Origin of the sequence: Sulfurimonas aquatica (genome assembly GCF_017357825.1) — a bacterium.
Lineage (GTDB): Bacteria > Campylobacterota > Campylobacteria > Campylobacterales > Sulfurimonadaceae > Sulfurimonas > Sulfurimonas aquatica.
Window position 1 is genome coordinate 2,336,321 of sequence record NZ_CP046072.1, and the last position, 24,788, is coordinate 2,361,108.

Sequence of the window (24,788 nt, forward strand, 5' to 3'; positions counted from 1 at the left end):
ACTCTTCGTAAAACTACTTTCAAAACAGTTGGTTACGAAAGTTCTCTTTGTGAAAAGAAAAATGCAATTTCAATCGCTGCATTTTCAACAGAATCACTTCCATGAACTGCATTTGCATCAATGTTTTCAGCGAAGTCTGCACGGATAGTACCAGCTTCAGCTTCTTTAGGGTTTGTAGCACCCATTAAGTCACGGTTAATTTGCATAGCATTTTCACCCTCTAAAACTGTAAGAACAACTGGACCACTGATCATGAAGTCAACTAAGTCATTGAAAAAAGGACGCTCTGCATGAACAGCATAAAATGCTTCAGCATCTCCACGAGAAAGTTGCATCTTTTTTGTTCCAGCTATTTTAAGACCATTGCTCTCAAATCTGTCTAATATCTTGCCTATAACGCCCTTAGCAACTGCATCAGGTTTAATTATTGATAGTGTACGTTCCATTAAATCTCCTATAAAAGTATAAAATTAGGATGGAATTATACCTAAATAATTATGGATTTGAGTTTAAAATTTAATTTATTGATTTTTTGGTAGTGAGGGTGGGTATTTCAAAGAGGTTTAAGAGTGTCGAGAGACACTCTTAAATTTAAAAAGACTATTCTACAACAGGCTCTTTACTTGAACGTTGTTCTGAAGTAATATCATCTCTGTGTGATGGGCTTTCACCTATCTCATCCCAAGTAATACATCCTTCTGTAGGACATGCAGTTGCACATGCTGGCTCATCGTGATGTCCAACACACTCTACACATTTGTCACCATATACATAATAGATATCTTCATCTTGAGGATTATCGTCCTCATCTACTATTGCTTCTACTGGACACTCGTCAATACAAGCACCACAATTAATACACGTATCATTAATTATAACTGACATACTTTTCTCCTAAAATTTAATTATTTGTACTATACACTTTTGAATTTTAAATACAGCTAAAATATACATTTTAAAAACAAAACATTACAAAAGGTTACCCTTTTGTACGATATTTATAGGCCTAAATAAGCTTTTATATCTTCTACTCTATCTTTTTTCTCCCACGTAAAGCCATCTTCTTCACGACCAAAGTGACCATACGCGGCAGTTTTTCTATATATTGGTTTTAGTAAATCTAAAGATTTAATAATTCCAGCTGGAGATAAATCGAAAAGTTCTTTTACACACTCTTCTATCTTTTCTTCAGAAACTTTACCTGTTCCATGTGTATCTACCATGATAGATACAGGCTGAACAACACCAATCGCATATGCAACTTGAATCGTAGCCTTATCACATGCACCCGAAGCAACAAGGTTTTTTGCAACATGACGAGCAGCATAAGCAGCACTTCTGTCAACCTTGGTTGGGTCCTTTCCTGAAAATGCTCCACCACCATGAGGGCAACTACCACCATAAGTGTCTACTATAATCTTACGACCCGTAAGACCAGCATCACCTTGTGGACCACCAATAACAAATTTTCCTGTAGGGTTAATATGATAGATTGTATTTTCGTCCATCATATCCGCAGGAATAACATGCTTTATAACTTCTTCAATCATATCTTTACGAATCTGATCTTGAGAAACATCTGCATGGTGCTGAGTTGAGATAACAACAGTTTCAACTGAAACAGGCTTGTCACCTACATACTTAACACTTATTTGTGCTTTTCCATCAGGACGTAGGTATGGAACTGTTCCATCCTTACGAACTGCTGCTAAACGCTGAGTTAAACGGTGTGCTAAATGAATAGGTAGAGGCATAAGCACATCTGTCTCACGACATGCATAGCCAAACATCAGACCCTGATCTCCAGCACCAATCTCGCCATCAGCTTGATCAACGCCTTGATTGATATCAGCTGATTGCTCACCGATTCCATTTAGTACAGCTGCCGCTCTATAGTCAAAACCATAGTTAGCATCCGTATAACCTATCTCTTGAATAACTTTTCTAGCAATCTCTTGCATAGGGGCATAAGCCGTAGTCTTCAATTCGCCTGCAATTACACAAAATCCATTTGATACCAAAGTTTCACACGCTACGCGTGCCTTTGGATCATTTTCAATAATATAATCCAGAATTGCATCACTGATCTGATCTGCCATCTTATCAGGGTGCCCTTCTGTTACAGACTCTGAAGTAAATATATACTCTTTAGTCATCGATTTTCCTTATTGAGATATAGAGTCTCGCTCTATAAATCGATGTAATTGTAGCTAAAATAATTTAAAATAAAATCTCTTTTATTGGAACTACTTCTGAGTTAAAATTTGAGGCTTGAAGTTTTTTCGTAAAATAAATAATACCATGTCGCTCTTTTTTTGCCCTGAATATAATCGCTATCTCATATGGCATCATTCCAGAAGCACGCCCAAGAGGTAGATGTAAAATCTCTTCACAATTATCTATGATTATCTCTTTAGAAAAAGATGCCCAATTAGTTATAAGTGACATTTGACAAAATATACCCTCAATAAAACTAGGCAAGGGTTTTCTTAATCCTATATATGGAGAGCCACCCTTCAAAGATGCCCTTACTGATGCAGCATCTTTATAGTTATCTTTATCATGCATTACGATACCCTCATAGTTTCCAGCATCTTTTTCTTCTAAACCGCTCAGTTTACCTCTATAATTGATGGCCATCATAGATACTCTAGCGTTTACTAAATTTGCAAAACTAGAGCTGAGAATATCATTAGTTGAGACATACTCTATCTTCTTTTTTTCTTGAGACTTTATCTCATCTATTTTTAACTCATCTATATAAAAAGCAAAGGCTTGTATCTTTTTACCAAAGATAATGCCTCGAAATATATTTATAAAGTGAGCTACTCCTTTAAAGTACTTGTACTCTTTTTCTCCAACAGCACCAATCATTTTAGGTGTTGCTTCATTTTTACGAGTTACATTTAAACTCTCCATAGGTGCATCTTTGGATAGCATATTTAAGATACTATAATAAGTGTGCCCATCTGCAATATTATGTGAGAGTGAAAATATCATAGCAAATGCAGACTCAGGTTCTAAAGAGTCTGCAATCAATGTTAATGATGTAAGGGGTTTATCTCTGTTAACGGTTTTTTTAGCATTAGGGAGTATGCATGAGTCTGCAGCGATTCCAAGCTCTGCATAACTCATTTTAGAGTTAACAGACACTCCTTGGGGATTTAGGTGAAAGAGTTTTGATGAGAGTTCCTCAGAAACATCTTCAGAGTACCAAAGCTCCAATCTCTCTTTTTTATTTTTTCTCTCAAGCTTTCCAGCAAGCCATGGATTACTTCTTATGAGCTCATTAAACTTCTCTAGTATAATTGGAGCGACATCAACTAAACTACCTCTAAAAAAGGTAATAGTCGTTATACCAGAGTTGTGTTGGGCTATGGCCTCTGATTCAAACTCTAGTAATGAAATCTTAGTTTTTTTCAATAATTATCGACTGTGTTGGAAATGCAAAACTTAGTTTTTTTTCATTAAACTCTTTAAGTATGCGCATATTTACTTCATCGTTTGTACCTGAAATAGCACTTCCACTTCTTATCCAGTAGATAACCATAATGTTTAAAGAGAAATCTCCAAAACTATTAAAGGCAACTACTTCATCGCGGATAGCTTCATGTTCTTGAAGTATTTTTACTAAGATATCTTTTGCAAGTTGCATATTTTCAACACTTGTATCATATGTAAGGCCAATGCTAAACTTTACTTTTCGTCCATTCTCTTTAGAAACATTTAATACAGGGTTATCAGTAACATTTGAGTTTGGCATGGTAACTATTCTGCCCTCAAGTGTTTCGAGTTTTGTACTTCTAAGACCTATCTCTCTTACATATCCCTCATGCCCACTGATAATAATCCTATCATTTATGTTAAAAGGTTTATCGCTAAAAATGATAAATCCACCAAATAAGTTTGAGACTGCGTCTTTAGCTGCAAGAGCGAAGACTAAACCACCAATACCTAGACCAGTTATCATAGTTGTAACATTGTAACCAGCATTATCCACACCGATTATAATAGTGATAGCCCAAATAGCGGTATTAACAAGTTTTCTGATGATTGGGAGCAGGATATCATCTAAGTCTGTGTCAGACTCTTTTACCTTAGGCGCTACATACTTTTCCACAACCGCGTCAAATAAACGCGTAGCAAACCAAGCAATATTGAAAATAATTAGGAAGTAGAATATACTACCAATAAATTTATCTACTCCTTCACTGAATGTTAAAACACTCACAGCAATCCAAAAACCTAAAATAGTTATAGCTAAAGATAGAGGTTCTTCTATCATATCTATAAAGATAAAATCTAAATCATTGCTAGTTCCTTTTGTGTAGACCTTGAGTGTTTTTTGAATCACCCAATAGAGAACCTTGCCGATTATAACAGCTCCAATTGCAATAGCAAAAGCGAGTAACCAGTTTTGAAGTGAGTTGTTTAAATAGATTGTGTCTAACATCTGAGTCCTTATAAAGTAATTATGTATAATAGCAAATTTATATTATAGGTTGTGTTATGGATTGGAAAAATTTACGAAGAAGTTCAAATATAGAAGACTTTAGATCAAAATCTACTGCAAGAGGCTCAGCTGGTGGAGCGAGGATGGCTATGCCTATTATTCGCTTTTTATTAGGCAATAAATATGGTCGCATAGTTTTAATTATTGGTGCTATTGCATATTTTCTTGGTTATAACCCTCTGGCATTATTATCATTTTTAGATGCGCCGCAAACAAAACAGCAATCTTCTAAAATAAGTGCTAAAGATAATGAAACTGCCGAATTCGTCTCTGTAGTTTTAGCTCAGAGTGAAGATATATGGAGTAAACTATTTGCGCAAAAGGGTTTAGCGTACAAAGAACCAAAGCTAGTTCTCTTTAGAGGTGGAATTACTAGTGGGTGTGGTTATGCAAGTAAGCAAACTGGACCGTTTTATTGTCCAACTGACAAAAAAGTATATCTTGATTTGAGCTTTTTTCAAGAGTTAAAAAATCGTCATAACGCGCCAGGTGACTTTGCCCAAGCTTATGTTATAGCTCATGAGGTCGGACATCATGTACAAAACTTACAGGGTACTCTAAACAAATCGCACAAAATTAAAAAATCATCATCAGAAAAAATAGCTAACGCAACCCAGGTAAAAGTAGAACTTCAAGCAGATTGTTATGGAGGGATATGGGCTCATTACGTACAAAGTGCTATTGAAGAAGGAGACATAGAAGAAGCGCTTAACGCCGCAAGTGCCATAGGTGATGACACCCTACAAAAGCAAGCGAGAGGTTATGTCGTTCCCGACGCTTTTACACATGGTAGTGCAAAAGATAGGATGAAGTGGTTTAGCATAGGTTATAAGTCTGGAAAAATAGACTCATGCTACACTGGTCTCTAGCGCTCCCATAGTATAGCAATATCTTCTATAATGATATCACTTCGTCTAGGCTTTATAAAAAAAGACGTAATCTCATAGTTATCTATGCTTATTGCGTCTTCTATCGCCTCTACCTCATTATCCAAATCAATTTTCAACTCTTCGAGTTTTTCTTCAGTATCTTGGATGAGTGACTCTATATTTTTGACGTCATTACGTTCTTTTAGAACACCCTTGCCTTTTTTAAATGCCGAAGCACCTTTTCGCATGGTAGCCCCTGAACTTGATTTTTTACCAAAAAATGCACCAAAAAGCGCAAGCCCAACATCAATAAGGGTATCGGAGGTTTTAGAGCTAACATCACTTTGCTCTTTTTGCAGACGCATTTCTAGTTTTTTGAGCTTATCATGTAGACGAGTAAATTTTGACTCAAACCTAGCCTCTAGCTTTTCAAGCTTCTCATCACGTAAATCTTTGAGTCTGTCTTCAACCTCAACAATAAAATCTTTTTTACTCTGATCTATTTTTGATTCTAGTTTTAATTGCTTACAAGAAAAGAGTTCTATATTTTGCGAGGTATAAAAATGTTGAGATAGAGACTTCTCTAAAGTTTTAAGCGTTTTGAGTTGCGTTATTATCTTTGGTAGTTTTGCAAAAGAGTTTTGAGCTGTTTTTTTATTTGTAACGCCAGATAAACTCTCATCTAAGGCTTCACTCCACTCCAAAGTTGTCTGTGACTCATAAAGCTCAAGCTTTAGCTCCTTTGTTTTTATGATGTCAATCACTCTTTTTTGATTAAAAAACCGTACTTTAGTTTTGGCATATATGTATGGGTAGAATGGAGTCTCTCCATTTATATTTGTATCTAAGAAATACTCTTTTATACTTTCATTTATAATCTCTTTGTTACTTATACTCGACGCCTTCTTTTGTGCTTTTGGCATTACTACTTCGCTAAAGGTCTCTTTTTTACTCTGCATCAAACGTTTTATATCATCTTTTGTCATTGGTCCCTTAAGATAAGAGAGAACCCATCTCGTAGAAAACTCTAGAGTTGCCTCGCTATGAACGTTTTTTAAAAAGAAGTGTCTTCCTTTAAGCGTGGCAAGTTTGTGTCGTATCTCCTCTTTGGAGAGTTTCGACTTTGCCATAAGAGGCTCGAGAACTTTATCTATATCTTGTTTTGTCTGGAGCTTTCCTACAAACCACGTTCCAATGTTTGAGAGTCCTTTATAGTCCAAATCTACAGGATTTTGAGTTGAGAGAATAACGCCAGTTCCAAAAGCCCGAGCTTGCTTGAGCAGTAAAAGCATAGGTTCTTTTGAAGGAGGATTTTTACTTGGTGGAAAAAATCCAAAAATCTCATCCATATAGAGAAGACTTTTAAGACTTGAACTTCCACTCTGTGCTCTCATCCAACTAATATAAGTGTTTAAAAGTATGGTTACAAAAAACATCCGCTCACTATCACTTAAATGGGCAATACTAAAAATAGCCACCTTGGCGTTTCCATTCTCATCATAAAGCATATTTTGTATATCTAAGGCTTCGCCCTCTAACCATGAGGAAAAGCTTATAGAAGATATAACGCCATTTAAAGCCATTGCTAATTTCATTCTCTCTTTTTGAGGATAAAATGTTTTTAAAGACATAATTCCTATTTTTTCAAAAGGAGGAGTGGCTATATAGCCTATAATCTCTTCTAGTGAGAGTGAAATCCCTTGTAGGTAGCAGTGATGAAATATATTTGAAAGGAGTAAATGCTCTTTTGAGTTTATTGGATCTGCTTCTATAGATAAAAGAGCAAGTAGAGATGAGACACTTGCGTTTATAAGTGAAGTGAGAGTGTCGTTATCTTCTAATACCTCTTGAGATGGAGCACTAAAACTCCCTAAGATATTTACGCCTACACCTGCAGAGCTTCCTGGCGTATATATTGTTTTTTCTACCTCTGCAAATTTTTGAACTCTTGAGCTATCTTGTCCTGAGGCGGTTAAACCATCTCTCCACATAGTTGCCATCTTTTCTGCCATCTCTGGTTTTTCGAGCCACGGTTCGAACTCTTTTGCCTCAAGATTGGGAAATGCCAAACAGAGGTTCCCCATATCTCCTTTTGGGTCAATTATGATAGAGGGAATGTTATCAATGGCTGCTTCTTCAATAAGACCAATGCCAAGACCTGTTTTACCTGAGCCTGTCATTCCTATAAGCATCGCATGCGTTGTTAAGTGTTTTGACTTATAAAGAGTTAAGTCTTCATTCTCATTTTTACCTAAGTAAAATAGCCCCATTTTTTCATAGAGTTCTTTCATATACTTCCCAAATTTAGATTTTAAAGTTTAATACCTATACGAAGTTAAAACTCTCATATAACTTGCTCTCTCATAAGCAGCGGGATTACTTGAGTGGTGTAGAGATATACTTCCCTTCATCTGCTCTATAGAGACATACTCTTTTTCAACCATCCACTGCGTTAAAGCATCTAATGTATTTTTAATGTGAATAGGGCCATGCTCTAAAATGGTAGTAACCATCTGTACGGCATCCGCTCCACTCATCATCGCTTTTAAAATATCTTCATAATTTTTTACACCCGTAGAGGCACAGATAGAAGCATCTACTTTTTTATAAAGTATAGCAGACCAACGCAGCGTTTCACTCAAGTCTTTAGAGCTACTTGGATTTATAGTTTGTACGCTATTAAGGTTTTCTAAGTCTATATCTACATGTACCGGTCTATCAAAAAGTACTAAAGCGTTGGCACCTATGTTTGTAAACTTTTTTGCCATATTTGCAGGAGATGAAAATATTGCGTTCATCTTTATGCTTACAGGTAGGCTAACACTCTCTCTCACCGCTTTTAAAGTATCTAAGTACATCTCTTCTATCTCTTTTCCCTCAAGTTCTAAATCTGTTGGAATATAAGTGATGTTTAACTCTAATGCGTCTACTCCCGCATCTTCAAGCTTTTTGGCATACTCTATCCATCCCCCGCGACTCACACCGTTAAGTGAAGCAATAATAGGGATGTTTACCTCTTCTTTGAGCTTAATAAGTTCTTCAAGGTAGTGTTCTGATTCTAAATTACTCAGTTTTACTTCGGGAAAATAGCCTAAAGACTCTGCATAACTCTCACTACCAGCAAACATAAAATGATCAAGTTCATGTGTCTCATGATTTATCTGCTCTTCAAAGATAGAGTGTAAAACAACTGCAGCTGCACCATTTTCTTCTAACTTTTTTATAGACTCGATAGTTGCAGTAAGTGGAGAAGCTCCGATTATTATAGGGTTTTTGAGTTTTAAACCCATGTATGTTGTGCTTAAGTCCATTTTAGTTCTCCTCTACTTTAGCAAATGATTGCTCTAGTGTTTGATAGCGTTTATACATATCTTTAGCATGATGTCTTGCTGTTTCTAGATACTCTTTAGCATTGTTCTCATCAAGTTTTTCAACCATTTTAAATCGCGTCTCTTGATACATAAAGTTTTTCACGTCTATTTGGGGACCTTTATAATCAAGAATCATAGGGTTTTTACCCTCTTTTTCTAAATCTGGGTTATATCTAAAGGTTGCCCAAAGACCACAATCAACTGCTAATTTTTGATGTGCCATTCCATAACGTAAGTCATATCCATGTGCAACACAGTGTGAGTATGCGATTATGATAGATGGTCCATCATAAGCTTCTGCTTCGACAAAGGCCTTAACGGTTTGAGCGTCACTTGCACCCATAGCAACCCTTGCTACGTAAACGTTTCCATAAGAGACAGCCATCATCGCTAAGTCTTTTGGAATTTGAGCTTTTCCATTTGCTGCAAACTTGGCAATGGCTCCTGTCATTGTAGCCTTAGATTGTTGCCCGCCTGTGTTTGAGTAAACTTGTGTATCTAGTACTAATATATTTACATTTTTACCACTTGCAAGAACATGGTCGACTCCGCCATAGCCAATGTCATAGGCCCAGCCATCGCCACCCATCATCCATACAGATTTTTTCACCAAATAATCACTCAGCTCTCTTAGTCTGTTGGCCTCATCGCCTTTAGCGTCTTTAAGTACGTCTTTAAGCTCTTTTACGCGTTGGCGTTGCGCGAAGATATCTGGCTCATCTTTTTGCTCTGCGTTTAAGATACTCTCTTTTAACTCATCAGGTATACCACTTAAGGCACTAAGTGTTTCTCTCGCATTATGAGTATGCTTATCGATTGCAAGTCTAAATCCAAGACCAAACTCCGCATTATCCTCAAAGAGTGAGTTTGACCAGGCAGGACCACGACCATCCTCGTTCTTTCTCCAAGGAGTAGTAGGTAGGTTTCCACCATATATGGAAGAGCAGCCAGTAGCATTTGCTATTATCATTCTGTCTCCAAAGAGTTGAGAAGCTAGTTTTACGTATGGCGTTTCACCACACCCTGGACAGGCTCCACTAAACTCAAAGAGAGGTTCTAAGAACTGTGTTTCTTTTACTTTTTCATGGTTGAGTTTACTTCTATCGTAAGCTGGTAGTTTTGTAAAGTAGTCCCATGTTTGTGCTCCACTCTCTCTGATAGGCTCTTGAGGAGACATATTAATAGCTTTGAGATTTGTTTGAGATTTATTTTTAGCTGGACACACCTCAACACAAAGAGTACATCCCGTACAATCCTCAACCGCAACCTGAATGGTAAACATCTCCGACTCTTCAAAGGTTTTCCCTTTTGCTTTTGTAAAAAGAAAGTTATCCGGTAAGTCCGTTAAAATTGTCTCATCTATGACTTTAGAGCGAATAGCGGCATGTGGACATACAAGAACGCATTTATTACACTGTATACAGGTGTCAGGATCCCAGATAGGAACTTCAAGTGCGATACTGCGTTTTTGATACTGTGACGTTCCTGTCTGCCAAGTTCCATCATCAGGTATTGCTGAAACAGGAAGCGAGTCTCCATCACCGGAGATGATTTTAGCTGTGACTTCTTCTACAAACTTATCAAAGTCACCTTGAACAAGGGGTTGCATCGCTTTTTGTCCTATAGTCTCTTTTGGAACAGTTACTTCAAAAAGGTTTTCAAGGGTGTTGTCTACCGCGATATAGTTCATCTCAACTATTTTTTTACCCTTAGAACTATAAGACTTCTCTATAGAGTTTTTAATCTTCTCTATCGCTTCTTCTTTTGGAAGTATGTTCGATATTGCGAAGAAGCAAGTCTGCATCACCGTGTTGATACGTCTTCCCATATTACTTTTTAGAGAGACTTTTGTTGCATCTATCACATAAAATTTAAGTTCTTTTTCTATAATCTCCTCTTGAACTCTCAGAGGGAGTTTTGAGAAAACTATATCTTTTGAAAAAGGAGAATTTAGTAAAAAAGTAGCTCCCTGTTCTGCATTTCTTAAGATATCGAACTTCTCTAAAAACACACTCTGATGACAGGCTATAAAGTTTGCTTTTTCTATAAGATAGCTTGATTTTATAGGCTCTTTACCAAAACGCAGGTGTGATGTCGTCATCGAACCTGACTTGTTAGAGTCGTATACGAAATAGCCCTGTGCATAGTTTGGCGTTTGAGTCCCTATAATTTTAATGGAGTTTTTATTTGCACCGACTGTTCCATCACTTCCAAGTCCGAAAAACATTCCTCTAAAGACGTCTTTACTTGCTAATGTAAATGTGCTGTCCCACTCAAGTGAAGTGTGGGTAACATCATCATGAATACCGATAGTAAAGTGATTTTTTGGTTTTTCTTTATCTAGCTCATTAAAAACGGCTATAACCATAGAGGGAGTAAACTCTTTTGAAGAGAGACCGTAACGCCCACCGATAATGTGTGGCATATCAAATCCAAGAGCCCCATCTGAGTCAAGTTCACTTAGAGCACTAACAATATCAAGATAAAGAGGTTCACCTAAAGAGCCTGACTCTTTTGTTCTATCTAGCACAGCTATGGACTTTGTAGTTTTTGGTAAAACTGCTAAAAAATGCTTAACTGAAAAAGGTCTATAGAGTCTTACTTTTAAAACACCAACTTTTTCATCTTGTTCAAGAAGATAATCTACCGTCTCTTCTACCGTGTCACAGCTTGACCCCATAAGAATAATTATTTTAGTCGCATCTTTTGCACCATAATAATCAAAAAGTTTATATGAACGTCCCGTTAACTTAGAGAACTTATCCATACTCTCTTGTAAAATGTCAGGAAGCTTTTCATAGTAAATATTGGAGCTTTCACGTCCTTGAAAATAGACATCAGGGTTTTGGGAAGTTCCACGAATGACGGGTCTGTCTGAACTAAGCGAGCGATTTCTATGAGCGTGCACTAAATCCTCATCTATCATAGCTTTAATAGTCTCTATATCGAGTATTTCTATCTTACTTACCTCGTGAGAAGTTCTAAATCCATCAAAAAAGTGTAAAAAAGGTATGCGGGTTCTAAGGGTTGTATCTTGAGCTATAAGAGCAAAGTCATGCGCTTCTTGAACGTTCACTGAAGAAAAAAGAGCAAAACCGGTTTGACGCACCGCCATAACGTCACTATGATCTCCAAATATAGATAGAGCTTGCGTGGCAATGGCGCGAGCCGCTACGTGAAAAACGGTAGGGGTTAACTCTCCTGCAATTTTATACATATTTGGAATCATAAGGAGTAAGCCCTGAGAGGCTGTAAAGGTTGTAGTAAGTGCTCCAGTTTGAAGTGAACCATGAACTGCTCCACTAGCCCCGCCCTCACTCTGCATCTCCATTATTTCAGGAAGACCACCGAAAATATTTCGCTCACCCCTGCTGGAGTAAATATCACTTAACTCTGCCATAGGAGTAGATGGAGTAATAGGATATATTGCTATTACTTCGTTTGTTTTGTGGGCGACTCTTGCAACTGCTTCATTTGCATCTATTGTTAACATCTGTTTCATCGATAATCTCCTTTTCTTCTCAAAAGTCGATACTTACCCAAACTATGAGTACTATTTCGCCTCTTGTTCTAAGTTGTAAAAGTAGTTTGTAGCTTCAACAAAGCCATCAACACTTCCACAGTCAAATCTTTTTCCTTTAAACTTGTACGCTATAACCATACCTTTTTTAGCTTGATCACAAAGGGCGTCTGTGATTTGAAGCTCTCCATTTTTTCCAGGTTTAGTTTTTTTAATCATATCAAATATATCTGGTGTTAAAATATAACGACCTATTACGGCTTGGTTTGTTGGCGCTTCGCCTACATCTGGTTTTTCTATCATGTTTGAAACCATAAAAACACCATCTTCTATCTCATTTCCTTCGATGATTCCATACTTATGTACGTCTTCATCTGGAACTTCCATAGTAGCTACGATGCAGCATTTATACTTCGCATATAGGTCAACCATCTGTTTAAGCACTCCATCGCCATCAGGATTAACGCAGAGGTCGTCTGCTAGAACTACGGCAAATGGATTCTCAAAGCCTACAAGAACGTTTCCTTTGTAGATAGCGTCGCCAAGACCTTTCATCTCATTTTGGCGAGTGTATGTAAAGGTACAGTTTTTAATTATGTTTCTAATTCCATCAAGCATCTTCTCTTTAGAAGTATCTTTAATCTGATGTTCAAGCTCATAAGAGATGTCAAAGTGATCTGTGATAGCGCGCTTTCCACGTCCCGTGATAACCGCCATTACTTCACATCCCGCTTCCATAGCCTCTTCAACACCATACTGTATAAGTGGTTTTGTAAGAACTGGCAGCATCTCTTTAGGCATTGCCTTTGTTGCGGGTAGGAACCTTGTTCCATAGCCTGCTGCTGGGAATAAACATTTTCTAATCATTTTCTATCCTTGTAATAAGTTTAATTTTTTAACCACATGATTTGATATGGTAACAGTTTAACTTTCTCTCTCTTAGAAACTGTTTTATTTGACAATAAATCATTCATATCTACGTCAAAGTCATCACCTAAGTCAAAATCCACTTCCTTGTTTGAGAAGTTATGCAGAGCTAAGATAGACTCGCTCTTATCCAATGACTCTTGAAAAATGGCAAAAACTGATTTATGAAAATCGTAAAACGCAAATTTTGAGTGTGGATTAAATGCTTTTTCATGTGTACGAATCGATATGAGCCTTCTATATGCTGAAAATATAATCTTCTCCATAGAGCCATCACTCTCTAGTATCTTTACCAATCTATCATAGTTAAATTTCTCTCGGTTTATAGTTCTATTTACACCACTGAGCTTAACTCCTTCATGGTAGTTATGCGAGCCTACAAGTGAATGAAAATATATCCCGGGGACTCCAGGCATTGCAAGAGCTACCGCCTGCGTTAGTAACATCCGCTTTACTTTAATGCTATCTTCTTCATCAGGATGAGAGAGTATGTCTATAAATGAGCAGTTAAGCTCATAAGGTTTTTTGCCCTCGGGCGTATCTCTAAAAGAGACTAAACCGCCATGCTCTTGCGTGTTCTGAACTAGATAGTCTAGCTCTTCATCGCTAAGTAGCCCACTTACAGGCCGTAGTCCACAGCCATCATGAGAAGCCGTAAAGTTAAAGAAGCAGACCTTATCGCTTGGAAGGCTTAGTGTTTTTGCCCAAGTTGTTAGCTTTTTTGTGTCAGATTGTAAAACCGAGTGAGCAAGCAGAGGTGGAAGGGCAAAGTTATAAACCATCTGCGCTTCATCGCTACCGCTTCCAAAGTAGGAGATATTTTCATCATGAGGTACGTTAGTCTCGGTAATCATGATAACTTCAGGTGCAACCTTGTGTAAAACCTCTCGCATTAGCTGAATAAGTTCATGTGTTTGAGCAAGATGTACGCAAGGCGTACCTACCTCTTTCCATATAAACGCTATGGCGTCTAAACGAATCAGCGTTGCGCCTTTTTCTACATACTGAAAAAGAGCATCCAATACTGATATAAGAACCTTATAGTTTGCATAGTTTAAATCAACTTGGTCCTTGCTAAAAGTCGTCCAGATATTATGGATCTTTCCATCTTTATCTGTAAACTCAGAGAGAAGTGGCGAAGCTCTGGGCCTTACCACTTCACTAAGGTTTGTTATAGGATCTAAGTCTATAAAATAGTTATCATATTTTGCCTCGCCTGCTAGATAACCCTTAAACCAATCAGAGTACTGAGAGATATGATTTATAACGCCGTCAACCATCAGTCGATAATCTTTACTAATTCCCTCTACTTCATTCCACGAACCCATTTTTGGATCAACTTCGCTATAGTTGATTACTGAAAATCCATCATCGCTCGAGTAGGGATAAAATGGCAATATATGTACAGAGTTAATAATTCCTTTGAGGTAGTTATCTAGAAACTTATTTAGCGTTTGAAGTGGTGGCTCATAAGGGAGTTGCACTTGGTCTCCGTAAGTGATGAGTATAGTATCCTCTTCGCTTAAGTGATACTCTTTAGAGTCCACTCTTGTTTTATATGTTTTTATAAGAGCATTAATCTCTTTGAGCGCAACTTCAGCTTCACTTTTTTCATAAAGGATTTCTAAACGCTCTTTAATGGTGTGTGATTTATACTGTATGTTTAGCATTATATTTTCTCGTTATCGGACTTCACGGCTTTATAAAAAGTATCTGAAAACTCTGGCATAACTGAACGCACCGTTATCCATGGAGACATTGGTGGCACTCCCATTGGGTCTTCATAGTACTCTTTTGAAGCGGTGCATATAGCGTCTTGAAAAGCTTCAACCGCTAAGATTTCATCTTGACGGTTATACTCTAAAGAGTTTATTTTACTCAGCGCGTTATATTTTGAAATCTCAAAACGCGACTCTTGATAGTAAGAGGAGAGTAGCGTTTTAAATGAGGCTTCTGAGAACACAATACCCTCTTGTGCAAGTATTCTAAAGAGTGTTTTTGCTATGTCGTTTGCCATCTTATAAACGCCGCCGCCATCGTCTTGTGAGCCTAACTCTTGGTGCTTATGCTCGTAACTCTCCATAATCTCTGTCTGACATATTCTTCTGTTAGAAGTATTTTTATAGACCTCAGAGAGAGTCGAGACTTCAAGTCCCCAGGTTGGCGATATCCCAATGCCACGACCAAGTGAGCGAATAAACGCGAACTCTCCTGAGAGAGCGTAACGAAAACTCTCCATATAGTCTAAGTATCTATTACTCCCAAACGTGACGCTTAACGCTTTTATGAGTGGTGTATAAAAGAGTCGCGTAACACGACCGTGAAGTTTATGTGTAACGCGAGAGTAGTACCCTTTGTTAAACTCAAAATCAAGCCCAGGGTGAACTATGGGATAAAATAGACGAGCGACTATGTCGCGTTTATAGTTTACAATGTCACAATCATGAAGTGCAAAAGCGTAATTGTCCTGTTCAGTTAAACCATACCCTATCATCGTCCATACGTTTCGCCCTTTTCCCGGAGTGTCTAAACCTGGAAAATGCTCATCGCTCAACTCTTTATAGATTGACTTTATGGCAGGTCCATCATTCCATAGTACGTCTACGTCACATTCAAGAACGCTCATCCTTTTTTTAACCTCTATAAACTGCTCTTCAGTGGCTCTATCAAGTCCTAAGATGATTTTATGAAGATATTTTACATTTTTAAGCTCATCTATTATGGTCTGCATTGCAGGTGTTTCAAACTCAGAGTAGAGCGCGGGTAGAAGTAAAACCATATTTCTGCGTTTAGAAAACTCTTCTAACTCTTTTTCTATACTCTCTAAAGAACGATCACCTACGTTTTGCAGCGTTGTGATAACGCCATTTTGAAAAAAATCTGACACTTTAATCTCCTTTTATTATTAATGCTATATCTATGACATTTGTACCACTAGGTCCTGTCATAATCAAGCTATTTTCACTTTTTAAGTAGTTATAACTGTCAAAGTTTTTTATATACTCATCTATACTAAGCATGTAAGAGTAGCTACTGCTATCCACAACTGCTCCTGCTGCATCACTGTTTCCATCTATGCCATCTGTTGAAGCTGATAAAAAAGTTATCTCTAAGTCCTGCTCTTTTATCTCTTTGAGCATCAAGAGAGTTGCATGCTGGTTTCTTCCACCCATGCCGTCTCCATCTAAGGCGACTGTGCACTCTCCGCCAAAAATTAAACATTTTTGCGGGGACTCTTTTGCAGTTTGGAGCATCTTTTTTACCATTAAAGTAACTTCACCCTCCATAGGTTCTATAACTTTTTCAACGCTTATTCCAAGTGAGATAGCATACCCCACAGCTCTATCAACTGCTTGGCTGTTTGAAGACAATATGATATGTTCGACTCTTCTAAGTGGAAAAAATGGCGATTCATCTATTTCACCCCTCATTCCTTTTAGTATACTCTTTTGAACAGACAAGGGCATTTTTGAAAATATCTCTTTTGAATCTAAAATATTTTTAACATCACCAAAGCTACTCTCATCACAATAGAGTGGAGCCGACCCTATGCTGTCGAGTGCATTGTCAATAATGTCAGAGACTACTAAAACTGCACCTTGTGCTCTGCATAGATGAGAGAGTCTTCCACCTTTGATTTGCGAGAGATGTTTTCTCACTGCGTTTATCTCATGTATCTCCAAATTATGTGAGAGCATGAGTGAAGTAGTAGATTGAAGCTCCTCTAAGCTAATTGAATCTAAGGGTAACTCCATCAATGCTGAACTTCCACCAGAGAGTAAAAAGATGTATAGATCATCTTCATCACACTCTTGCATCATCTCAACAAGTGCCTTTGTCGACTCTATGCTCTTTTTTGAAGGGATTGGATGTGAGCCAACTCTGAGCTCTATTTTTTTGAGATCTCCTTCATCTGGAGCGATTACAAGACCCTTATAAATTCTCTTTAAAAGAATATTTTCTATCTCTACAGCCATAGTATGAGCTGCTTTTCCTGAGCCAAAAACATATAGATTTTTGTATCTACTCAAGTCATATCTAGACTCTTTAAGAGTTAAAATATTTTCATCTAATCTACAATGTTTTTGCATAAAGTTTTTAGGCAGTGCTTCTTCAAGTGCACTACTAAAAATCTCTCTTGCTAACTCTTTAGACATCTAGAATCTCCATAAGTGTTTTATTCCAACCCTTTGGACCTGCATAAGGTGACTTCATAACAGTTTTATCTGCTATATCTGCGTAGGTTCCATCATGTAGAGGTATCAAAACTCCTATATCAGCGGCTTTTAACATCGTAAAATCATTGGCACTATCTCCAAGTGCAATCATTCTCATTTTTTTATCTAAAAACTCTTCAAAAAGATGGGTGAGATGCTTCATTGCATAAGCCTTATCTTGACCCTTAGAGACTAAATGAAAAAAACGCCCACCCTTTACAATGTCTAAGCCCTCTTTCATCGCCTCTTTTTTTAAGGCTTCTATATCTACTTCACCCTCGAGTATAAAAGGCTCTGTAAAATCTCTTTTCATCGCGTTTATTGCAGAAGCTTCATCTAAAGAGGTAAGCTCCATCACCTCTTTAACTTGCATATCTCCAAATCCACGAATGGTATACTCTCTTTGAACTTTTTTGAAAAATATTCTCAATTCTAAATATGTTTGGGCCTGTGTTATTTTTATGTAGGGATCATCACAATCGACACTGCTTGCTATGGGAGATGCCGAGGGGATGAAGATACCTGCGCCATTTTCTACGATAAAGGGGCATTTTATATTGAGTTTTTCTTGTAAAAGCTTCACTTCTGCAAATGTTTTACTAGTAACTATAATGAGAGGTATTGATTTTTTTTGTAAAAATGAGAGAGCTTCTGCAGCTTCAGCAAAGCTATAATCATGATGATTTAATAGAGTTCCATCAAGGTCTGTAAATACAAGATAGTCACTCAAAATAGCACCTCCATAAATTTTCTATTTGTAATGATAACCTAATAGCCTAGTAGTTCGCTCAATAAAGCTGATTAATATATATACAGGTATATTTTCACCAAAAGTATAAATTTTAATCAATCTATTTTGAGTCTGTATATTATATTTGAGTACAATACTTATACAATATATATAGGAGAAAATATGCCTCACGAAAATGCTGCAAAACAAGTCAAACCAAGCGACCTCATTAACATTCCAAGTCTAGTCTCGAGTTACTATACTCTTACTCCAGATATGCAAAACTCAACTCAAAGAGTTGCGTTTGGAACGTCTGGACACCGTGGTTCCTCTTTTAAAAATAGTTTTAACGAGCAGCATATTTTTGCCATCACTCAAGCTGTATGTGATTATAGAAAAGCACAAGGTATAAAAGGAAAACTTTTTATCGCCAAAGATACACATGCTCTTTCTATTCCTGCGGAGATTTCAGCCATTCAAGTCTGTATAGCAAATGGAGTAGAGTGTGTAATAGCCGAAAATAATGGCTATACACCAACACCGGTTTTATCTTTTAGTGTCATTGAAGCGAATAAAACTGCAAAAGAGTTATGTGATGGAGTAGTTATAACGCCATCGCACAACCCTCCTCAAGATGGTGGTTTTAAATATAACCCACCAAATGGCGGTCCAGCAGATACCGATGCGACATCGGTTATAGAAGCAGACGCCAACAAATATGTAGAGAACTCTTTAAAGGGAGTAAAGTTTGTCTCTCGTGAAGAGGCGATGAAAAAAGTGCAAATAACAGACTTTATAACGCCATACGTAAAAGCGCTAGGTGAGATTATAGATATGAAACTTTTACAAGAGAGCTCTTTAAATGTTGGTGTTGATCCACTTGGTGGCTCAGGCATAGAAGTCTATAAAAAGATAAATGAGATTTATGGACTTTCGCTGGACATAGTCAATGAAAACGTAGACCCAACTTTTAGCTTTATGTCATGCGATCATGATGGAAAAGTAAGAATGGACTGCTCATCTCCTTACGCTATGGCTTCGCTCATCTCTTTAAAAGATAAGTACGACTTAGCGTTTGCTAATGACCCTGACTTTGACCGTCATGGAATTGTGACAAAAAGCGTGGGACTTATGAACCCTAACCATTACCTCTCAGTAGCTATCTGGTACCTATTTCAAAATAGAGCCTCTTGGTCAAATAGTCTTAAAATTGGAAAAACGTTAGTCTCAAGTTCTATGATAGACAGAGTAGCAGAGTCTATAAACAAAGAGATTCTTGAGGTACCTGTTGGTTTTAAGTGGTTTGTAAACGGGCTTAGTGATGGAACTGTAGGCTTTGGTGGTGAAGAGAGCGCTGGAGCTTCGTTTTTACGCAAAGATGGCTCCACTTGGACTACAGATAAAGATGGAATCATCTTAAATCTTTTAGCATATGAGATAACCGCAAAACTAAAAAAAGATCCAGGTCTTATCTATCAAGAGTTAGAAAAAGAGTTTGGCGTTTCATACTATGAACGCAGTGACGCGCCAGCTAGCCCAGAGCAAAAAGCAAAACTCAAAAAACTCTCACCATCTGACATCACTTCTAAAACGTTAGCAAGCGAAGAGATAACGGGAATCTATACAAATGCCGCTGGAAACAACCAAGCCATTGGCGGTTTGAAAGTTACAACAAAAAATGGTTGGTTTGCAGCCCGTCCATCTGGAACGGAAGATATATATAAGATATACGCAGAGAGTTTTATATCTAGGGAGCATTTAGCTGCCATTCAAAAAGAGGCACAGCAGTTAGTTCTTAGCGTTATTGGCTAAGAACTGATATAACTTTTTACTCCAGCAGCTCTAGTGCTTCTTTTGTTAAACGAGTAACCTCATAAAATTTCTCATAATCAACAAGCTGATTGGGAACTATCCAACTTCCACCCACACAGGGCACGTTATCAAGATTTAAAAAGCTTTTCGCGTTATCTGCGTTTATACCGCCTGTAGGACAAAATACTATATCTTTAAATGGACCTCCAAAGGCTTTAAGAGCATCAACTCCGCCCACAATAGTTGCAGGGTAGAGCTTAAACGCGTCAAACCCATACTCGATACCACTCATAATCTCACTCGCAGTTGCTACTCCTGGAAGCAGAGATATACTCCCACCATCAGCAGCCTTAGCTAAGGCAGGTGTTAGTCCTGGAGAGATTGCGAACTTTGCTCCTATGTCACTTACGGCTTTAAAGCTATCTGGGCTCATCACCGTTCCCGCTCCCGTTATAGCATCTGGGAACTCTTTTACTACCGCTTCTATAACCTTTAAAGCGTTTGGAGTACGAAGGGTTATCTCAAATATATTTACCCCTCCTTCTATCAAAGCCTCAGCAAGTTGTAGCATATTTTTTGTCTCATTTACACTTATAACTGGAATGATTTTAGATACATTCATCACTTCTTTTGCGCTTAACATGATTCTTCTCCTACACTCTCAAATATCGTAGCGCCATCTTGCGCTGAATTTACAAGTCGTCTCATGTTAGAAAAAAGCTCTCGCCCAACTCCATTCATATTTTGACTCATATCTGGTAAGCTAATCTCTCGCGTTGCTAAAACCTCATCAGCAACGTCAATGCTAAGTACTCCATTATCACAATCAAGAGTAATCATATCTCCATCGGCTATTTTTCCAATGATACCACCATCTTTGGCTTCAGGAGAGAGGTGAATGGCCGAAGCTACCTTCCCTGATGCACCGCTCATTCTGCCATCTGTCACTATTGCCACATAAAAACCTTTATCTTGAAGTGCTCCCATGGATGGCAAAAGACCATGTAGCTCTGGCATTCCATTTGACTTTGGTCCCTGATATGGAAGGACTGCAACAAAGTCATGGTTGAGTTTTCCATCTGCAAATGCCTCTTTGAGAGCCTCTTGAGTATAAAAAACTTTTGCTGGAGCTGTTATAACTCTATCCTTATCTTTAAGGGCTGAAGTTTTTATAACGCTTCGACCTATATTTCCATCGAGAACTCTTAGTCCACCTTGAATGTCGAATGGATTTTCTATACTACTTATCACTGAAGTATCGCCAGACTTCTCTATGGAGTTTTTATAGACTAGCTTACCATCTTCTAAAAACACCTCTTTGAGATACCTACTTAAACCATGTCCCATGACTGTGTTTACATCTTCGTGTAAAAGACCTACATTTAGTAACTCTTTAATAACAACCGCCATACCGCCAGCGCTATGAAAATGATTTACATCAGCGCTTCCATTTGGGTACATTCTGCACAGAAGTGGCGTTATAGAGGAGAGTTCATCAAAATCTTTCCATGTTAGTTTTATACCACAAGAGTTTGCCATAGCTATAAGATGTATAGTATGGTTTGTTGAGCCTCCAGTTGCGAGTAGTCCAACTATGGCGTTTACAAAACTCTTCTCATCTATCATTTCTCCTATTGGCATATAGTTCTCACTTTGGGGTGAGAGTTCTAAAAGCTTCAAGGCTGCAGCTTCTGTAAGAGCATCACGAAGAGGCGTATTGGCGTTTACAAAAGAGCTTCCCGCTAAGTGAAGTCCCATTATCTCCATAAGCATCTGGTTTGAGTTTGCCGTTCCATAAAAGGTACAAGTCCCAGAAGAGTGATACGAGGCTGATTCCGCTTTGAGTAGTTTCTCACGAGAGACCTTGCCTTGTGCGTACTCTTGTCTAATTTTTGCTTTTTCACTATTACTTATTCCCGACTCCATTGGACCCGCTGGAGCAAATATCATAGGAAGGTGACCAAACTTCATAGCCCCTATAAACATACCTGGGACTATTTTGTCACAAACGCCAAGGAGCATAGCGCCATCGTACATATTATGAGAGAGTGCAACTGCTGTACTTTGAGCGATGTTATCACGAGAGAAAAGACTTAACTCCATTCCCGGTTGAGACTGCGTTACACCATCACACATTGCAGCGACTCCACCTGCAAACTGAGCAGTAGCGCCTTTAAACGCCAGTGCACGTTTAATAAGTGGAGGAAAACTTGCAAAAGGCTGGTGTGCCGAGAGCATGTCGTTATATGCAGAGACTATGGCGATATTCTCTTTTTTCATCCCTGAGAGATTCTCTTTTTCCATCTCGCTACAGGGTGCTATGGCATGAGCGAGATTGCTACATCCTAGATGCTCTCGTCCCACTTCTGTTAGTTTTGCGGCGTTTATTCTTTGTAGATATATGGCTCTACTTTTTTTTGAGCGCTCCACTATTCTTTGCGTTACTTCACTTATAGTTACAAGTTTATGCATGATAAACCTCCAGTATTGGATTTTCTTGTTGCATCATTGAGATGATAGGCATACTTTTATAATCATCACTCTCTAGAGCTCTTTTAAAAATCAGCTCTTTCTCCCAACCTTCAATATGTAAAATCAGAGCGGTCGCGCTAAGTAAAAAACTTCTACTCAGAGTTAAGCGCATAGTTGGTTCTACATTTGCCGTAGTAGCTAAACACAAATCTTTTGTATCAAGAGCCTCTTCAAGTTCACTCATATGTGGGAAAAAAGACGCCGTATGTGCATCCTTTCCCATTCCAAGGACAACTATGTCTAATTTTTTAATCTTCTGCAGTCTTTTTTTAATGCCCTCAACGCCTTTTTGCGCGCTACTCATCTCATTTTTTAAAGAGATAAAGTTTGCCTTTTGCGCTCTGCCTTGTAAAAAGTTTTCTCTTACTAAATGCTCATTACTTAAAGGCGAATCGACATCAACCCATCTCTCATCAACAAGTGTCACATCTACTCTTTGCCACTCTATATCTATGCTAGACATTTTTTGGAGCAATTTTTTTGGAGTTGAGCCCCCTGAAAAGGCTATGGAAGCTCTCTCATTTATTTTAAGCGACTTTTTTAGCAAATAGCATATCTTAACGCAGAGATTTTTTACTAACTCCTCGCTATCATCAAAGCCATGAAATATATGTTTATTTCTCATACCAACTTCTTCCATCTCTTTCAATAAGTGCCATAGAGGATGATGGCCCACAAGTTCCAGCCTTATAAGACTTAGGTTTTATCCCTTGAGACTTCCATCCCTCTATAATTTTATCAGCCCAAACCCATGCAGCTTCCACCTCGTCCCTTCTCATGAAAAGAGTAGGATTACTACGTACCACATCCAGTAGAAGATGCTCATATGCATCAGGTGATCGAGGTGCATCTTCTGAAATATTTAAATCGAGTTCAACCTGTCTTAGTTTCATTCCCTCATTGAGTCCAGGGACTTTATTCATGATGAACATAGAGATACTCTCATCTGGTTGTAGTCGTATCACAAGCTTGTTGCTATCTATACAAACGCCACCTTTTGGAAATATAGAGTGCGGGATATCCTTAAAATCTATCACTATTTCACTATAACGCTCACTCATACGTTTACCGGTTCTTAGATAGATGGGTACGCCATGCCATCTCCAGTTATCTATATCTGCTCGTATAGCTACAAATGTCTCTGTATCTGAGTTAGAGTTTCCTCCATCTTCTTCAAGATAACCTGGAACTGACTTGTCTCCGCTTACCCCAGAGCCATACTGTCCCCTAACTGTCTTTAATTTTAAATCGTCCCCTTCAATAAAACGCAGAGCACGAATAACTTTTAGTTTTTCATCGCGTACTCTATCGCCATCGAGTGTAGATGGTGGTTCCATCGTGATGAGACATAGGAGCTGAAGGAGATGGTTTTGTATCATATCCCTCATAGCACCATAATTATTGTAATAGTCCCAACGACCTTCTAAGCCTACACTCTCAGCAACAGTTATCTGAATATGGTCAATATACTGAGTATTCCATATAGGAGTAAAAAGCATATTTGAAAAACGCAGGGCTAAAATATTTTGTACCGTATCTTTTCCAAGATAGTGATCTATCCTATAGATTGCGGATTCTTCAAAGTATTTTGAAACTTCATCATTTATAACTTGCGATGAAGCGAGATTATTTCCTATCGGTTTTTCTAGGACCACTCTTGATGTTGGAACTATCAACTTCATTTGAGCTAAGTTCTTACAAATAATCCCAAATAGAGATGGTGCTGTTGAGAGGTAGTTTATTCTCTCCTTATCCTCATGTCCTTTGAGAACTTTTGAGAGTTTTTTATATTCAATCTCGTTAGTCAAATCTATACTTATATAGATAAGGGTTGAGATAAACTTTTGAAATATCTTCTCATCATAACTCTCATCTTTAAATGATGTCTGAAATTTTTCACTTATAAGATCTGAATACTCTTTTGTACTTAGCTTTTCACGTGAAACACCAATAATCCGACTAGACTCATCTATATGTCCATCTTGATGAAGGTGGTAAAGTGCTGGCATTAGCTTACGAAGAGCTAAGTCGCCATGAGCACCAAATATAATAATGTCACACTTTTTTAAATTATCCATCTTTCAAACCTTTGAAGGAATCTTGACATATATCTATAGAATAATATCATTTAAACTGACTATAAATTATACAGTAGCTAAAGATTATATCTCTTTTAGAGCAAATTTCTCCTCTTTAAATCCTTATTATATAATTGAGTAAGAAAAATAATCTAAAGATAAAAACTATCCTTAAAAATCACTACTACTTAATGCCCTCTAAGAATTGTTAATAATATT

Annotated in this window: 19 protein-coding genes; 2 read left to right on the top strand and 17 right to left on the bottom strand. The window is 37.8% G+C overall.

The features are described from left to right. Positions 1 to 32 precede the first annotated feature (32 nt). The 5 genes from ndk to GJV85_RS11280 form a co-directional block, all read right to left on the bottom strand. Entirely contained in the window at positions 33 to 446 is a 414-nt protein-coding gene (gene ndk, locus GJV85_RS11260; RefSeq protein WP_207561475.1) for a nucleoside-diphosphate kinase, read from the bottom strand. Between the two features lie 154 nt (positions 447 to 600). Next, the gene (locus tag GJV85_RS11265; RefSeq protein WP_207561476.1) at positions 601 to 885 is read right to left on the bottom strand and encodes a 4Fe-4S dicluster domain-containing protein; all 285 of its coding nucleotides are present in this window, start codon (positions 883 to 885) and stop codon (positions 601 to 603) included. A 113-nt stretch (positions 886 to 998) separates the two neighbouring features. Next, a complete protein-coding gene (metK, locus tag GJV85_RS11270; protein WP_207561477.1) occupies positions 999 to 2,156 on the bottom strand; it encodes a methionine adenosyltransferase in 1,158 nt (385 codons plus the stop codon). Between the two features lie 64 nt (positions 2,157 to 2,220). Continuing rightward, positions 2,221 to 3,423 carry a hypothetical protein gene (locus GJV85_RS11275; RefSeq protein WP_207561478.1) on the bottom strand — a complete coding sequence of 401 codons (1,203 nt, stop codon included), beginning with the start codon at positions 3,421 to 3,423 and terminating at the stop codon, positions 2,221 to 2,223. Beyond that, positions 3,410 to 4,453 carry a mechanosensitive ion channel family protein gene (locus GJV85_RS11280; RefSeq protein ID WP_207561479.1) on the bottom strand — a complete coding sequence of 348 codons (1,044 nt, stop codon included), beginning with the start codon at positions 4,451 to 4,453 and terminating at the stop codon, positions 3,410 to 3,412. The genes GJV85_RS11275 and GJV85_RS11280 overlap by 14 nt, the downstream gene beginning before the upstream one ends. Before the next feature lie 56 nt (positions 4,454 to 4,509). Between GJV85_RS11280 and ypfJ the strand changes: the two genes are divergently transcribed. After that, on the top strand, positions 4,510 to 5,382 hold the full coding sequence (gene ypfJ / locus GJV85_RS11285; RefSeq protein WP_207561480.1) for a KPN_02809 family neutral zinc metallopeptidase: 873 nt from the start codon (positions 4,510 to 4,512) through the stop codon (positions 5,380 to 5,382). On the opposite strand, the gene GJV85_RS11290 is transcribed toward ypfJ, so the two are convergent. The 8 genes from GJV85_RS11290 to GJV85_RS11325 are packed head-to-tail and all read right to left on the bottom strand — an operon-like array spanning position 5,379 to position 18,147. Further along, positions 5,379 to 7,673: an ATP-binding protein gene (locus tag GJV85_RS11290; RefSeq protein WP_207561481.1), complete on the bottom strand. Its 2,295-nt coding sequence runs from the start codon at positions 7,671 to 7,673 to the stop codon at positions 5,379 to 5,381. The genes ypfJ and GJV85_RS11290 overlap by 4 nt on opposite strands. 27 nt (positions 7,674 to 7,700) lie before the next feature. Beyond that, positions 7,701 to 8,693 carry a dihydroorotate dehydrogenase-like protein gene (locus GJV85_RS11295; RefSeq protein ID WP_207561482.1) on the bottom strand — a complete coding sequence of 331 codons (993 nt, stop codon included), beginning with the start codon at positions 8,691 to 8,693 and terminating at the stop codon, positions 7,701 to 7,703. A gap of 1 nt (position 8,694) precedes the next feature. After that, positions 8,695 to 12,255: a pyruvate:ferredoxin (flavodoxin) oxidoreductase gene (nifJ, locus tag GJV85_RS11300; protein WP_207561483.1), complete on the bottom strand. Its 3,561-nt coding sequence runs from the start codon at positions 12,253 to 12,255 to the stop codon at positions 8,695 to 8,697. 51 nt (positions 12,256 to 12,306) lie between these two features. Beyond that, on the bottom strand, positions 12,307 to 13,140 hold the full coding sequence (gene galU / locus GJV85_RS11305; protein ID WP_207561484.1) for a UTP--glucose-1-phosphate uridylyltransferase GalU: 834 nt from the start codon (positions 13,138 to 13,140) through the stop codon (positions 12,307 to 12,309). 20 nt (positions 13,141 to 13,160) lie between these two features. After that, positions 13,161 to 14,870 (bottom strand): sugar phosphorylase, encoded by a 1,710-nt coding sequence (locus tag GJV85_RS11310; protein ID WP_207561485.1) that lies wholly within the window; start codon positions 14,868 to 14,870, stop codon positions 13,161 to 13,163. Next, entirely contained in the window at positions 14,870 to 16,087 is a 1,218-nt protein-coding gene (locus GJV85_RS11315; protein ID WP_207561486.1) for a glycosyltransferase family protein, read from the bottom strand. Before GJV85_RS11315 ends, GJV85_RS11310 begins: the two co-directional genes overlap by 1 nt. Before the next feature lies 1 nt (position 16,088). After that, positions 16,089 to 17,357: a glycerate kinase type-2 family protein gene (locus GJV85_RS11320; RefSeq protein WP_207561487.1), complete on the bottom strand. Its 1,269-nt coding sequence runs from the start codon at positions 17,355 to 17,357 to the stop codon at positions 16,089 to 16,091. Beyond that, positions 17,350 to 18,147, bottom strand: a complete 798-nt coding sequence (locus GJV85_RS11325) for an HAD-IIB family hydrolase (RefSeq protein WP_207561488.1) — start codon at positions 18,145 to 18,147, stop codon at positions 17,350 to 17,352. Before GJV85_RS11325 ends, GJV85_RS11320 begins: the two co-directional genes overlap by 8 nt. A gap of 183 nt (positions 18,148 to 18,330) precedes the next feature. Here GJV85_RS11325 and pgm point away from each other — a divergent pair, with 183 nt between their 5' ends. Continuing rightward, positions 18,331 to 19,959 (top strand): phosphoglucomutase (alpha-D-glucose-1,6-bisphosphate-dependent), encoded by a 1,629-nt coding sequence (gene pgm / locus GJV85_RS11330; RefSeq protein WP_207561489.1) that lies wholly within the window; start codon positions 18,331 to 18,333, stop codon positions 19,957 to 19,959. A 16-nt stretch (positions 19,960 to 19,975) separates the two neighbouring features. Here the strand turns inward: pgm and eda are convergent, their stop codons facing one another. The 4 genes from eda to zwf are packed head-to-tail and all read right to left on the bottom strand — an operon-like array spanning position 19,976 to position 24,569. Further along, positions 19,976 to 20,602: a bifunctional 4-hydroxy-2-oxoglutarate aldolase/2-dehydro-3-deoxy-phosphogluconate aldolase gene (eda, locus tag GJV85_RS11335; RefSeq protein WP_207561490.1), complete on the bottom strand. Its 627-nt coding sequence runs from the start codon at positions 20,600 to 20,602 to the stop codon at positions 19,976 to 19,978. After that, positions 20,596 to 22,431 carry a phosphogluconate dehydratase gene (gene edd, locus GJV85_RS11340; protein ID WP_207561491.1) on the bottom strand — a complete coding sequence of 612 codons (1,836 nt, stop codon included), beginning with the start codon at positions 22,429 to 22,431 and terminating at the stop codon, positions 20,596 to 20,598. The genes eda and edd overlap by 7 nt, the downstream gene beginning before the upstream one ends. Beyond that, on the bottom strand, positions 22,424 to 23,131 hold the full coding sequence (gene pgl / locus GJV85_RS11345) for a 6-phosphogluconolactonase (protein ID WP_242689878.1): 708 nt from the start codon (positions 23,129 to 23,131) through the stop codon (positions 22,424 to 22,426). Before pgl ends, edd begins: the two co-directional genes overlap by 8 nt. Further along, positions 23,106 to 24,569: a glucose-6-phosphate dehydrogenase gene (gene zwf, locus GJV85_RS11350; protein ID WP_207561493.1), complete on the bottom strand. Its 1,464-nt coding sequence runs from the start codon at positions 24,567 to 24,569 to the stop codon at positions 23,106 to 23,108. The genes pgl and zwf overlap by 26 nt, the downstream gene beginning before the upstream one ends. Between the last annotated feature and the right edge of the window lie 219 nt (positions 24,570 to 24,788).

Excerpts from the sequence above, each read along its gene's own strand:
- eda (WP_207561490.1), bottom strand. The coding sequence starts at position 20,602 with ATGTTAAGCGCAAAAGAAGTGATGAATGTATCTAAAATCATTCCAGTT.
- GJV85_RS11320 (WP_207561487.1), bottom strand. The coding sequence starts at position 17,357 with ATGTCTAAAGAGTTAGCAAGAGAGATTTTTAGTAGTGCACTTGAAGAA.
- metK (WP_207561477.1), bottom strand. The coding sequence starts at position 2,156 with ATGACTAAAGAGTATATATTTACTTCAGAGTCTGTAACAGAAGGGCAC.
- GJV85_RS11310 (WP_207561485.1), bottom strand. The coding sequence starts at position 14,870 with ATGCTAAACATACAGTATAAATCACACACCATTAAAGAGCGTTTAGAA.
- zwf (WP_207561493.1), bottom strand. The coding sequence starts at position 24,569 with ATGGATAATTTAAAAAAGTGTGACATTATTATATTTGGTGCTCATGGC.
- GJV85_RS11280 (WP_207561479.1), bottom strand. The coding sequence starts at position 4,453 with ATGTTAGACACAATCTATTTAAACAACTCACTTCAAAACTGGTTACTC.
- edd (WP_207561491.1), bottom strand. The coding sequence starts at position 22,431 with ATGCATAAACTTGTAACTATAAGTGAAGTAACGCAAAGAATAGTGGAG.
- GJV85_RS11265 (WP_207561476.1), bottom strand. The coding sequence starts at position 885 with ATGTCAGTTATAATTAATGATACGTGTATTAATTGTGGTGCTTGTATT.
- pgl (WP_242689878.1), bottom strand. The coding sequence starts at position 23,131 with ATGGAAGAAGTTGGTATGAGAAATAAACATATATTTCATGGCTTTGAT.
- GJV85_RS11295 (WP_207561482.1), bottom strand. The coding sequence starts at position 8,693 with ATGGACTTAAGCACAACATACATGGGTTTAAAACTCAAAAACCCTATA.
- galU (WP_207561484.1), bottom strand. The coding sequence starts at position 13,140 with ATGATTAGAAAATGTTTATTCCCAGCAGCAGGCTATGGAACAAGGTTC.
- GJV85_RS11290 (WP_207561481.1), bottom strand. The coding sequence starts at position 7,673 with ATGAAAGAACTCTATGAAAAAATGGGGCTATTTTACTTAGGTAAAAAT.
- pgm (WP_207561489.1), top strand. The coding sequence starts at position 18,331 with ATGCCTCACGAAAATGCTGCAAAACAAGTCAAACCAAGCGACCTCATT.
- ypfJ (WP_207561480.1), top strand. The coding sequence starts at position 4,510 with ATGGATTGGAAAAATTTACGAAGAAGTTCAAATATAGAAGACTTTAGA.
- ndk (WP_207561475.1), bottom strand. The coding sequence starts at position 446 with ATGGAACGTACACTATCAATAATTAAACCTGATGCAGTTGCTAAGGGC.
- nifJ (WP_207561483.1), bottom strand. The coding sequence starts at position 12,255 with ATGAAACAGATGTTAACAATAGATGCAAATGAAGCAGTTGCAAGAGTC.